The sequence below is a fragment of the Candidatus Methylomirabilota bacterium genome, from assembly GCA_035709005.1.
Lineage (GTDB): Bacteria > Methylomirabilota > Methylomirabilia > Rokubacteriales > CSP1-6 > 40CM-4-69-5.
In genome coordinates, this window is the sequence record DASTFB010000115.1 from 1 (window position 1) to 12,857 (window position 12,857).

Consider the following 12,857-nt stretch of genomic DNA (forward strand, 5'->3'; position numbering starts at 1 on the left):
CCCGCCCGCCCCCGCAAGCTGGCCGAGCTCACCATCCCCGCCGACGTGCACTCCCACAAGGTGCGTGTCGTCGACGGCGTGATGCTGGTGAACCGGGAGGCTCCGCCGCGGACCCAGCCCGGGCCCGGCTTTCGCGGTGGCCTCGGCATCTGGGACGTGAGCCATCCCGACCGGCCCCGCGAGATCGCCTTCTGGGAGTGCCAGGGCGTTCACCGGTTCACCTTCGACGGCCGCTATGCGTACTTCTCGCCCGAGCTTGCGGGCTACCGGGGCAACATCGCGATGACCCTGGATCTGAAGGACCCGGCCCGGCCGCAGGAGGTCGGCCGCTGGTGGATGCCCGGCCAGTGGATCGCCGGCGGCGAGACCCCGACCTGGGAGGGGCGGGCCCATCGCTGCCATCACCCGATCCGCCTCGGCAACCGGCTCTACGTCTCCTACTGGCACGGGGGCTTCGTCATCCTCGACATCGAGGACATGGGCAAGCCCCGCTTCGTGGCGGGCCTGGACTGGAGCCCGCCCTTTTCCTGCCCCACCCACACCGCGCTACCCATTCCCTTTCCCCTCATGGGGCGCCGGATCATGCTGGTGGCCGACGAGGACGTCCTGCGCAGCGGCGCCGGGGTGCCGGCCTTTCTCTGGATCGTGGACATCACCGACGAGACGCGGCCGGTGCCCTTCGCCAGCTTCCAGGTCGACGGGCTCGACGGCGCGCCGCAGCCCGACTTCACCGGCTGCCATCAACCGTGCGAAGAGGTGCGGGGCACGGAGATCCCGGTGGCCTGGTTCGCCCACGGCCTGAGGATCGTGGACATCGCCCATCCCAGGATCCCGCGGGAGATCGCCGCGTTCGTGCCGGACCCAGCCCCGGGGGCCGATCGCGCGTGCAGCAACGACGTGTGCTTCGACGGCCGCGGCCTGCTCTACCTCATCGACCGCCACCGCGGCCTGCACATCCTGGAGCGCACCTGATCCACCGGCGCGAACCGTCCGGGCGAGCCGCAGCACACTGGGCGTGTCCCGTGCTGATCGTCGCGGCGGCCCTGGCGCTCGCCGTGGCCGCCGGGCTGCCGGTCGCCGCCCAGACGCCCGCACGCATGCCGGCGGTGGGAGTGCTGTCGGTCGGTCCCGAGGCAACCACCGCCGCCAGGATGGGACGACAAGCGTTCGAGCAAGGGCTCAACGAATTACGCTGGATCCCTGGCCGGACGATCCGCCTCGACTATCGCTACGCGGACGGCCGGCAGGAGCGGCTCGATGAGCTGGCGCGGACACTGGCCGGAGCGGGCCTGGACGTGATCGTGGCGCGAGCCACGCCAGCCATCCGCGCGATGAAGCGGGCCACCACGACCATCCCGATCGTCATGTCGGCCGCCGGCCATGACCCCGTGCAGCTCGGCCTGGTGGCCAGCCTCGCGAAACCTGGCGGAAACATCACGGGACTGACGCTCCTGAACCAGGAGCTACCGGTCAAGCAACTGCAGCTCCTGAAGGAGGTCGTCCCGCAATTGTCTCGCGTGATTGTGCTCGGGAGCCGGGGGTTCCCCATGCCGTCCAGAGGACAACGGGCCGTGGATGCTGCCGCTAGAAGCCTGGGTGTCCAGCTTCACCGCGTGGACATCGCGACGATCGCCGAGCTCGACGACGCGCTCGCCAGGCTGGCCGGCACGGCGGGCAGCGGGCTCGTGGTTCGATCAGATCCGTTCGTCCTGGAGCCGAACACTAAACAGGTCGTGGCCTCGGCCGTCAAGCACCGGCTCCCCGCCGTCTATTGGCTCCACACGTACACCCAGGCCGGCGGCCTGATGTGCTATGGCGCCGACCTCTTCGAGGTTCATCGGCGATCGGCGTACTTCGTCGACCGGATCCTCCGGGGCGCCCGGCCCATGGATTTGCCGATCGAAGAGCCGAGCAAGTTCACGCTGATCGTGAACCTCAAGACCGCACGCGCCCTGAACCTCACGATGCCGGCATCGATCCTGGCCCGCGCGGACGAGCTCATCCAGTAGCCAGCCCTCCAGCTCGTGCCCCGCCGGCCACGCCGGCGGGGCCCCTTTTGCGCCGCCCACGGTTTCGCGTACCATCGGCTCCGAGGCGATCCGACGCGGAGGAGGGCCCAATGCCGGTCACCGAGCTCAATCACTACTTCGTCCGGGCGAACGATCTCGAGAAGACCAAGGAGTTCTACTGCGACGTGCTGGGCTTCTCGGTCATGCCCCGGCCGCCCTTCCCCTTTCCGGGCTACTGGCTGGGGGTGAACGGCAAGATCCAGGTGCACATGGGACAGGACGGCATCGACAACGCCGACCTCTACTATCTGGGCACGCCGAAGAACGCGGCCACCGACCACGCCGGCGTCGTGGACCACATCGCCTTCGTGGCCACCGAGCCCGCCGCCTTCGTCCGGCGCTTGCGGGAGCGCAGGATCGACTACCAGCCACGGTCGCTCCCCGAATTCGACCTCTACCAGATCTTCATCAAGGACCCGAACGGCCTCACCATCGAGCTGAACTTCTTCGGCCTCAAGGACGTCAAGGACTGGGGCGGAGAGGAGTACTCGAAGATGCCCCAGGTCGCCGGCACGCCGCGATGACCCCGGCGGGCAACGCCGCCCGCGACTTCAGCGGCGTGCGCTACGACGAGGCCATGCGCCGGGCCCGGGACCTGGTCCCGCTCCTGCGCCGGCGGGCCGACGGGGCCGAGCATGCCCGGGAAATGCCGGCCGAGACCCTCGACGACCTGCATCGCACCGGGCTGCTCAGGTTTCATCAACCCCGCCGCTGGGGCGGCATGGAGCTCGAGTTCGTCTCGCTGTTCGACATCCCGGCCGAGATCGCGCGCGGCTGCGCCTCGACGGGCTGGAACGTCGCCAATCTCGGCGTCCACCACTGGATGCTCGCGCTCTACGACGAGCGCGCCCAGGACGAGGTGTGGGGCAAGAACCCGGATGCCCTGATCGCCTCGGGCATCGCCTATCCCCAGGGACGCGGCCGTCGGGTGGATGGGGGCCTCGTCATCAGCGGGCTGTGGAACTTCTCGAGCGGCGTCGATGCCTGCGACTGGAACATGCTGGCGGTCACGGTTCGCGACGGCGATCGGGTCGTCGATCACCGGATGTGCCTGGTGCCGAGGAGCGACTACGAGATCGTCGACGACTGGCACGTGCTGGGGATGCGGGGCACGGGCTCCAAGTCGGTGCGGGCCACCGACGTCTTCGTTCCCGAGCACCGGGCGCTGTGCATGTATCTGGCCCGGGGCGGCAGTGAGTTCCCAGGCGCCCGGCTCAATCCGAACCCGCTGTACCGCGTGCCGCTGTCCGCCCTCGGCTCGCACTGTCTGGCCGCGGCCGGCGTGGGCAACGCCCAGGCCGCGCTGGAGCTCACCCTGGAGGCGATCAAGGAGCGGAGCACGAGCTACACGGCCATGCGAATGCGGGACTTTCAGGCCGTGCAGCTTCGCGTAGCCGGGGCCGGCGCGAAGGTCGACGCGGCGCGACTCATCATCCGGGCCGACTGCCAGCAGGCCGAGCGGATCGCCGGGGACAACCGTGCGCCCACCGTGGAGGAGAAGCTGCGTTTCAAGCGCAACGTGGCCTACGCAATGGGGCTTTGCACCGAGAGCGTCGACGCGCTGCACGCCCTGGCCGGAGCCAACGGCCTCTACGACCGCTATCCCATCCAGCGGCTCTTCCGGGACCAGCACGCCCTGGCCGCCCACATCGGCTTCAGCTGGGATGCCCAGGGCGCGCCCTGGGGTCTGGTCGCCCTCGGCGGCGAGTTCGCCTCGCCGACGCTTTGATCCTCTGAGCCATCCTTCGGGGCGAAAGGTAGTCGCCCGGTGCTCTCCCGGGAGAATCTGACCAGGCCCGGGGGGCCTCCTGGTCGGCGCCCCGGCCGTGGGATCCCGACCCACCAGGCGGCCGGATGCAGCATGGCCACGACGGGGCACAGTTAAGAAGCACCCGACCGCGACGAGGCGCCGCGACGCCGCCCGGCTGAGCTCTGGCCTCCTTCTTGCCCGTGATGGCCGCCGGAGGACACGGCCTGTGACAACTCTCCGCGAGGCCAAGAACGGTGTCCGCGAAGCGAAGATCGGCGAGCTGCTGGTCGCCGAGAGAATCATCACCCCGGAGCAGCTCCAGGAGGCGCTCGGCCTGCAGGCCCGACTCGAGACCTACGTGCCCCTGGGGCACCTGCTCGTCGCGCGCCGGGTCATCACACGAAGGCAGCTCAAGGTGATCGCGCAGCTCCACCGGCGCCGGTCCCGCCTGGGCCAGATCCTGCTCAACTCCCGGTGCATCAGCGCCGAGCAGCTCGCGCTGGCTCTGGCCGAGCAGAAGGGCGCCGGGCTACCCCTGGGGGAGATGCTCGTCCGTCTCGGACATGCCAGCGAGCAGCAGATACGGCGCGCACTCTCCATGCAGCTCAACATCGAGTTCTTCGACCTGAACGACATTCCCCTGGACTTGCGGCTCAAGGTGCTGATCAACCCTCGCTTCGCCGTGAAGCACCTCGTGGTGCCGCTGACCCGGGTGGGCTCGACCCTGGTCGTGGCCATGGACGATCCGACCCAGACGGGGATCATCGACGACCTGCGCTCGGGGACGGGCTGCGAGATCGAGGTGGTCACCTGCACCAGCAGCGACATCCGGCGGGCCCTGGAGATGCTGTACGAGGGGCGGACCCCGGCCGCCGGCGGCTGGAGCGAGCCCGTGCCCATCGTGGACGAGCCGCACGTGGCCTCCCTGGAGGACATCGGTCAGCTCTCCAGCGAGCTGTCCCCACGCCGAGAATGGACGGAAGCCTTCGAGGGCCAGAGCGGCTTCGAAAGCGCCAACGTGGCGCTCCGGACGCTCTTGCGAATGGCCATCAACCACGGGGCTTCGGACATTCACCTCGAGCAGGTGGACCGCCGGCTGCAGATCCGTTTCCGGATCGACGGGGTGCTGCAGGAGCTGCCCCTGGGCTCCCTGGAGGAGCAGATCGATCTGGACCGGAGCAAGATCCTGTCGCGGCTGAAGATCCTGAGCAAGCTCGACATCGCCGAGAAGCGCCGGCCCCAGGACGGCAGCTTCCGAGCCCGGATGGAGCGAGACGGCCAGGCGGCCAACATCGACTTCCGCATCTCGGTCATTCCCGGGTACTACGGCGAGAACGCGACCATCCGCATCCTCGACCCCCGGGGCCTGCCGCACTCGGTGGAGGCGCTGGGCCTGGCCGAGCCCGTCACCGTCGGGCTGCGCCAGCTCCTGCGCTCGCCGACGGGCATCATCCTGGTGACGGGCCCGACCGGCTCGGGCAAGAGCACGACGCTGTTCGCCGCGCTCAAGAGCCTGTACCGACCCGGCATCAAGATCCTCACGGCCGAGAACCCGATCGAGTACGTGTGCGACGGCTTCAGCCAGCACGAGGTGAACGAGCGCCTCGGCAACACCTTCGCCAAGTATCTGGGGGCGTTCCTGCGCCACGACCCGGATGTGATCATGATCGGGGAGATCCGCGACAGCGAGACCGCCGAGCTCGCGTTCCAGGCCGCTCAGACCGGCCACCTCGTCCTCAGCACGCTGCATACGAACGACGCCATCGCCGCCCTGACGCGGCTGACGGATCTCGGCGTCGACTCGACCCTCATCGCGCCCTCGCTGCTGGGGGTGCTGGCCCAGCGGCTGGTGCGCCGGATCTGCGCGGAGTGCAAGGAGCCCTACACGCCGTCGCCCGAGCTGCTCGCCCAGTTGTTCGAGGCGCCGCCCGACGACGTGTGCTGGTATCGCGGTCGCGGCTGCCGCGAATGCCACTTCACCGGGTACCGGGGGCGGCTGGTGCTGGCCGAGCTGTGGACTCCCACCGATGGCGATATCGTCCTGATTAACCGCGGCGCGCCCATCGAGGAGATCCGCGCGAACGCCCGGCGGACGACGCGATTCCTCGCCGAGGACGCCGCCGAGAAGCTGCGCCGGGGCCAGACGAGCCTCGAGGAGCTGATCCGGGCGCTGCCCCACACGACCCTGCGCGGGTTGCGATCGGTGAAGCTCTAGCCGCGTCGGCGCGGGCAAGCGCAACAAATCCAACCGCTTAGGTGCGAGACGTTCGATTTCCTGCAGGACGTGCGACCGCCCCGTGCTTGTCTGGAAATGATGTCCGACCGAGCGCGACCCGCACCTCCGACGCCACGCCGGCTCCTGCTCGTCCTGGCCCTGGCCTCCGGGGCCGTCTCGCTCGTCTATCAGATCGTGTGGATGCGGCGCCTGGTGCTGGTCTTCGGAAGCGCCACGCTGGCCACCAGCACGATCCTGGTGGTGTTCCTCGGAGGCCTGGCGCTCGGCGCGTGGGCACTGGGCCGGGCGGCCGACCGCCACGCCACGCGCGCGCTCGCCATCTACGGACTGGTGGAAGTCGGGATCGGGCTCTACGCGCTCGCCATCCCCTGGGTATTCCACGGTGTGGAAGAGCTCTACTTGACCGCCTACTCCGGGCTGGAGCGCTGGCCCGGGTTGTACGTAGGCTTGCAGTTCATCCTCAGCACGCTGGCCATCTTGCCTCCGGCGACGCTCATGGGCGGCACCGTGCCGCTGCTCGCGCGCGGCGTCGCCGGCCGGGGGGATGCGACCGGGGGCGTGGGAACCCTCTACGGCTGGAACACGCTCGGAGCGGCTCTGGGCGCCGGCCTGGCGACCTACGCTCTGCTTCCCACGATCGGGCTGAGGGTCGCCGTGGCCCTGGCGGCGGCAGTCAACTTGATGGTCGGCGCCGTTGCGCTGTGGCTTCATTCCTGGCAATCGGGCGCTGACGCCGCGCCGCTTCGCACTCCGGCCGGGCCAGAGAGCACGGAACGGGGGCTGGCCGGCTACCCTCTCGCATTGTTGCTCGCCGGATTCGGGCTGTCGGGGATGGCCGGCATCGGATACGAGATCGCCTGGACGCGTCTGCTCGGGCTGGTCATGGGCTCCTCGGTGTACGCGTTCGGCACCCTGGTCGTTGTCGTGCTGGCCGGCCTGGGGCTGGGCAGCGCCCTGTACGGCCGGCTCCGCCTCGCGCCGGCCGGTCATCTGGCGGCGTTCGGCGTGCTGGAGCTGCTCATCGGGGTGGGCGGTGCCGCCTCGCTGCTCATCGCGCCCGAGTTGCCGTTCCTGCTCATGCGCTTTTTCCCGGTGCTTCGAGGGGCGTTTGGATGGCAGATCCTCTCGCACTTCGTGCTGGCCGCGCTCATCGCGTTCCTGCCCGCCTTGTTGATGGGCGCGACCTTTCCGGCCGTGGTGGGCAGCCTGGCAGGCCCGCTGGCGCGCGTGGGCCGGACGATCGGGACCGCCTACGGCGCCAACACCGTGGGAACCGTTCTGGGGGCCTCGCTGGCCGGGTTCGTCCTCATCCCGGAGGCCGGACTCCGGACGACGATCGTCGTCGGCGTGATGGCCAACCTGATCGCGGGTGGGAGCGTCCTTCTGGCGACGCTGCCCTGGCGGTGGCGCTGGCCCTCGCTCACGCCGGCCGTAGCCGCGCTCGCCATCCTGGTCACGCTGCCGCCCTGGCCGCATGAGATCTTCGCCATCGGGACCGGCTTCTTCGCGCCGATGTTCGCCACCGCCGATGGCCTGGCCAGAGGCGTCGCCGGGCTGGAGCTGCTCTACTATCGGGACGGGATCAACACCACGATTTCCGTCGACCGGGCCGGCGGCCACCTCGTGTATCGCTCCAATGGGAAGACCGACGCCTCGACCTACCCCCGCGACATGGCCAACCAGATCATGCTGGGACACGTGCCGATGCTGCTGCACCCCCGGCCGCGCGACGTGTTCGTGCTGGGCCTGGGAACCGGCGTGACCGCAGCCACGGTCGCCCGCCATCCGGTGCGACGGATCGACATTCTCGAGCTGGAGCCGGCCGCTCTCGAGGCCGCCCGCTTCTTCCAGCCGCAGAATCGGGGGATCCTTCACGATCCGCGCGTGCGCATCTTCCTGGGCGACGGCCGCAACCGGCTGCTCGCCGCCTCGGATCGTTACGACGTCGTGATCTCCGACGCCTCCGATATCTGGGTCGCCGGCGTTGGATCGCTCTTCACCCAAGAGTTTTACGAGACCGTCCGGGCGCGGCTGACCTCCGGGGGCGTCATGGTCCAGTGGCTGCACACGGCCAGCCTGGCCCCGCCGGAGTTCCGGCTGCTCGTCGCGACCTTCCACGCCGTCTTCCCGTACACCGAGATCTGGAGCTCCGGCATAGGCGACGTGATCCTGGTCGGCTCGATCGAGGCCGCCCCCTGGGTGTACGGGCGGCTGGTCGAGCGCTGGAACGGGACCCCCGGTGTGCGCGAGGACCTCCAGTCGATCGGTGTCTGGCATCCCGCCGCGCTGTTCGGGGCCTTCGTGACCGACCGCGACGGCGTTGCGCGCCTCGTGGCGTCGGTGTCCGGCCGGCACACCGACGAGCTCCCGACCCTGGAGTTCGTCACCCCGCGCTCGCTGTACGTGGACACGACCGCGCAGCTCGAGAGCCTCCTCGGGGGACTGCGCCGGGCGTCCTTTCCCCCCATCGAAGGCTTCGACGCCGGGCGCCAGATGGACGCCGAGGCCACCTCCCTGCTGGGATTTGCCTACGCGTCGCAGGGGCGGGTGCCCCTCGGCATCGAGTACATGGAGCGCAGCGTCCAGATGGCGCCGGGGCAGGCGCCCCTGTGGGTGGAGCTAGGTCACCGTTACCGGGAGGTCGGCCGCCGGGCCGAGGCCGAAGCCGCCTACCGGCACGCGCTGGCGATCGATCCGCAGCAGGTCCAGGCCCGCCGGGCCCTGGGCCAGCTGGTCGGAGACGCCGGTCAGGCGGCGGAGGTCACTGGAAGATCTCGTTGAACCGGTTCTTGAGGTTCTTCGACTCCTTCTCGATGTAGCCGTAGTCCACGGTCATCAGCTTCAGCTGCCCGAGCGGGGGATTGCCGGGCGGCGGCTCCACGTCCGACCGGGCCGCGTAGATCCCCTCGCTGGGAAACAGCTTCTGCACGGTGTCGCTGATCATGAACTCGGCCAAAGCCTTGGCGGCATTGGGATGGGAGCTGCCCTTGATGATGGCCGTGGGCGCGGCGATGGCAAAAGCGCCGTCGGTCGGCCAGATGGTCTGGATCTTGTGTCCTGCCTTGCGATCCTTCCACGCGTACTGGTCGGCGCCTTCGGCAGCGATCACGCGCTCGCCGCGCGTCAGCGTGTCGGAGACCTGCTGGTGGCTCTGCACGATCATGATGTCATTGGCCCGGAGCTTGTGGTAGAAGTCCCAGCCGTATTTCTGCGAGAGCGTGCCCACCACCATGAGCTGGATGGCCGTGTAGGACGGATCGGGCATCACCATCAGCCGCTTGTATCTGGGGTCGGTCAGGTCCGTCCAGTTCCGCGGCAGCTCCACGTTCTTGTCACCGCGAGCGATGATGCCGACCAGGTTGAGCCGCTGGGCGATGTGGTAGCCCTGGGGATCCTTCACCTCGTCCCTGATCTTGTCGAAGTTGCGGGGGCGGAAGGACACGAGGAGGCCGCGCTTGATCAGCGCGCTGGCCGCGGCGGGATCGGAGATGGTCATCACGTCGGCGACGACGCGCCGGGCATCGATCTCCTGCAGGAAGCGCCGCAACACGGCCGAGCCGCCGGAGCGGAAGAGCTCGACCTTGATACCGGTCGCGTCCTGGAAGAGGTTGGCGATCTTCTGGGCCGTGGCCACGGGCGTCGACGTGTACCAGGTGACGGCGCCCTCCTTCCTGGCCGCGGCCAGGTCCACGGTGTCCGGCGCGAAGGTCTGAGCCGCCGCGGGTGCGGCCACTGCGACGGCCACCACGAAGGCGACAAGGCCGATCCAGTTCACGCGGTCCTCTCTCTCAGGCGCCCTGGTAGCGCGGCGCCGGCTGGCTGAGGAAGCTGTGCAGGATGTGATAGGCGATCCGAAAGTTCTTCTGATGGAAGCTGGCGTGGGCGATGCCCGGCATCACGGCGAACTGCTTGTCGGGGTTGGGCAGCCGCGCGAAGAACTCCAGCAGGTCCTCGACGCTGGCGATGCCATCGTGCTGCCCGCGCATGATGAGCGTGGGCACGGTGATCCGCGCGGGATCGACCACGGGCAGGTTCGCGCACATGTCCACGTAGGTGCCGGTGGGCACCGAGTCATCGAGAGCCAGGATGGCGTCGGCAAAGGCCTCGACCACCTCGTCGTCGGCCGTCCCCGGATGGTCGCGGGTGAAGATACTGCGCACGAACGCCCGGTCGATGGGGCGCCGGTTCCGCGCCTGGAACTCAGGCAGCCGCTGGCGGCGCTCGGCCAGCGTGGGACTTCCCTTGCCCGTCCACACGAACGCGTCGAGGGCCAGGCGTCGCACCCGCTCGGGCCGGCGCTGGGCGAAGAGGGCCGCGCGCAGGGCGCCCGACGAGATGCCGTAGACGTGGAGCGCCTCCACCCCCCGGGTTTTGGCGATGTAGTCGGCGGCGGCTTCCACGTCGTCGGCCCCGGTGGCGATGTCGGCGTTGATGTCCCGGTGCTTGTCGGACCGGCCGTAGCCCTCCATATCCACGCACCACGTGTCGTAGCCCAGCCGCGCGAAGTGGTCCATGGCCGAGGCGTCGGGCCGTCCGGGAATTCTCAAATCAAAGGTGGGCTGCGAGGCCATGGACGACCCGTGGACCAACAGGAGCGTGCCCCGGGGGCCGGGCGATGCGCCAGCCGCTTTCTCCCACAGGAACAGCTTGATGGAGCCTTTGTGCGTCCAGTGCTCGCGACCGGTGATGGCGGCTTCGGCGGTCATGGGCGACGTCCTCTCGCTCGCGGAGTTGCCCCATACAGTACCCGACTGGCCGGGACAACGCACGCGGTGTGCTACGATCGCCGCCGTGGCCGGGGCCGGCGCCTAGCATGGAGATCGGGCTCTTCACGGAGTTCCAGTGTCCTCCCGGGATGAACGAGGCCCAGGGCTTCGATGAGTCCCTGGAGGAGATGACAACGGCGGAAGCGCTGGGCTTCCATGCCGTCTGGCTGGCCGAGATCCATTTCCAGAAGGGCCGCTCGCTCCTGGCCTCGCCGCTCGTAGTGGCGACCGCCATCGCCCAGCGGACCCGGCGGGTGAAGATCGGCATCGCCGTGCAGGTCCTGCCGCTCAGTCACCCGCTTCGCCTGGCCGAGGACGTGGCCACCGTCGACCATCTCAGCAAGGGGCGGCTGGACCTGGGCGTGGGCCGCAGCGGGCTCCCCGACCACTATCGCGGCTTCAACATCCCCTATCGCGAGAGTCGCGAACGGTTCCAGGAGACGCTCGACGTCATGATCAAGGCCTGGACCGAAGAGCGGTTCACCTACGAGGGCAAGTACTTCCAGTTTCGCGACGTGTGCATCGTACCCAAGCCCCTCCAAAAGCCGCACCCGCCTTTGCGCGTGGCCGCCACGACGCACGAGACGTACGCGCTGGTCGGCCGTATGGGGCTCCCGATCTTCCTCGCCGTCCGCAGCACATCGGTGAGTGACCTCAAGCGGTCCATCGGCAACTACCATGCGGGCTGGCGCGAGGCCGGCCATTCCGGTCGAGGCCAGGTGACGTTGATCGTGCCCGTCTACGTGGCCGACACCGAAGCCCGAGCCCGCGCCGAACCCGAGGCGAGCACGATGCACTTCTTCCGGACCATCGCCGATCAGCTGGCCCGGGGCGGGGTCGAGCGGGAGGCGGACGCGGCGCGACTGGGCCGCTTGACCTACGACGAGGTCCAGCAGGAGCTGGTGGTCTACGGCACGGCCGAAGCCGTCGCCGCGCGACTGCAGGAGCTGCGAGAGGACCTCGGCTACTCGGCGCTGTCTGTCTGGATGAACGTCGGCGGCCTCATCCCTCATGAGCGGGTGCTCGGCTCCATGCGCCGCTTCGCCGAGCGCGTGATCCCACGCCTGAGCTGACGTCGACGGCACCGCGGAGGCTCTGATGCGGCGCGCTGTGACCCGCTCGGTCCCGGCGCTCCGCTTCGCCGCGCTGCACGTGCCCGACTACCGCCGCTACTTCGTGGCCACGCTGCTGGCCATGACCGGCGACACCATCGAGCACGTCATCAGCTACTGGGTCATCTTCCAGAAGTTCCACTCGCCCACGCTGGCCGGCTTCGCCGTGGTCAGTCACTGGGTGCCCTTCCTGCTCTTCTCCGCGTTCACGGGGGCGCTGGCCGACCGCTACGACTGCCGCAAGCTCATCCACGTGTCCCAGGCCCTCTACCTGATGGCCACGCTGGCCTGGGGGCTGCTCATCCTCACCGACACGCTCCAGATCTGGCACGCGGTCGTCATCCTGCTCGTGCACGGCTTCGCCGGGGTGGCGGGAGGAACGGCGTCGCAACTCATCATCCACGACATGGTGGGCGCCGGGCATCTGCACAGCGCGGTCCGCCTGAACGCCAGTAGCCGGCACCTCGCCCTCCTGCTGGGCCCGGCCGTGGGCGCCGGGTTCATGCTGGCGCTGGGGGCGGCCGGGGGATTGCTCGCCAATGTGCTGATGTACCTGCCCTTGACGATCCTGCTGCTGCGTATCCCCTACACCGGCCACTCCGGGCGGGCCGAGCCGCGGACACCCGGGCGGCACGGCGGCCTGGCCGCGTGGCTGCAGGTGCTGCGCGAGGCGAGCGCGGATCGGCGGATCATGACGATGATCATGCTGGGCGGCGCCACCTCGTTCTTCGTGGGCAACGCCTTTCAGGCCCAGATGCCGGAGTACGCCCACGACCTCGGCGCCGACGAGGCCGGCATCGGCTACAGCGTGCTGCTGACCGCCAACGCCGTGGGCGCCGTGCTGGGCGCCGTGCTGCTGGAGAGCGTCGACGTGCTCCGGCCGAGCGCGCGGGCCGCCATCATGTACGCGGCGGCCTGGGCCGT

The 12,857-nt window shown here is 69.3% G+C and carries 10 protein-coding genes; 8 read left to right on the forward strand and 2 right to left on the reverse strand.

The annotated features are described in order from the left end of the window. The 6 genes from VFR64_20655 to VFR64_20680 all read left to right on the forward strand — a co-directional run. Positions 1–972, forward strand: a 972-nt coding sequence (locus VFR64_20655) for a hypothetical protein (protein ID HET9492149.1), incomplete at its 5' end; no start/stop codon positions are given. A 50-nt stretch (positions 973–1,022) separates the two neighbouring features. Beyond that, positions 1,023–2,009 (forward strand): ABC transporter substrate-binding protein, encoded by a 987-nt coding sequence (locus tag VFR64_20660; protein HET9492150.1) that lies wholly within the window; start codon positions 1,023–1,025, stop codon positions 2,007–2,009. Between the two features lie 110 nt (positions 2,010–2,119). After that, positions 2,120–2,593: a VOC family protein gene (locus VFR64_20665; protein HET9492151.1), complete on the forward strand. Its 474-nt coding sequence runs from the start codon at positions 2,120–2,122 to the stop codon at positions 2,591–2,593. Further along, positions 2,590–3,798 carry an acyl-CoA dehydrogenase family protein gene (locus VFR64_20670; protein ID HET9492152.1) on the forward strand — a complete coding sequence of 403 codons (1,209 nt, stop codon included), beginning with the start codon at positions 2,590–2,592 and terminating at the stop codon, positions 3,796–3,798. Before VFR64_20665 ends, VFR64_20670 begins: the two co-directional genes overlap by 4 nt. Positions 3,799–4,045: 247 nt before the next feature. Then, positions 4,046–6,034, forward strand: coding sequence for an ATPase, T2SS/T4P/T4SS family (locus tag VFR64_20675; protein HET9492153.1), 1,989 nt, complete (start codon positions 4,046–4,048; stop codon positions 6,032–6,034). Between the two features lie 96 nt (positions 6,035–6,130). Further along, positions 6,131–8,836 carry a fused MFS/spermidine synthase gene (locus tag VFR64_20680; GenBank protein HET9492154.1) on the forward strand — a complete coding sequence of 902 codons (2,706 nt, stop codon included), beginning with the start codon at positions 6,131–6,133 and terminating at the stop codon, positions 8,834–8,836. On the opposite strand, the gene VFR64_20685 is transcribed toward VFR64_20680, so the two are convergent. After that, entirely contained in the window at positions 8,817–9,830 is a 1,014-nt protein-coding gene (locus VFR64_20685; protein ID HET9492155.1) for an extracellular solute-binding protein, read from the reverse strand. The two genes, VFR64_20680 and VFR64_20685, sit on opposite strands and share 20 nt — an antisense overlap. Positions 9,831–9,843: 13 nt before the next feature. Continuing rightward, complete coding sequence (locus VFR64_20690; protein ID HET9492156.1) at positions 9,844–10,761, reverse strand: alpha/beta fold hydrolase; 918 nt, start codon at positions 10,759–10,761, stop codon at positions 9,844–9,846. Between the two features lie 107 nt (positions 10,762–10,868). On the opposite strand from VFR64_20690, the gene VFR64_20695 reads away from it, so the two are divergent. Continuing rightward, positions 10,869–11,894 carry an LLM class flavin-dependent oxidoreductase gene (locus VFR64_20695; protein HET9492157.1) on the forward strand — a complete coding sequence of 342 codons (1,026 nt, stop codon included), beginning with the start codon at positions 10,869–10,871 and terminating at the stop codon, positions 11,892–11,894. Between the two features lie 25 nt (positions 11,895–11,919). Beyond that, on the forward strand, positions 11,920–12,857 hold a 938-nt coding region (locus VFR64_20700; protein HET9492158.1), incomplete at its 3' end, for an MFS transporter.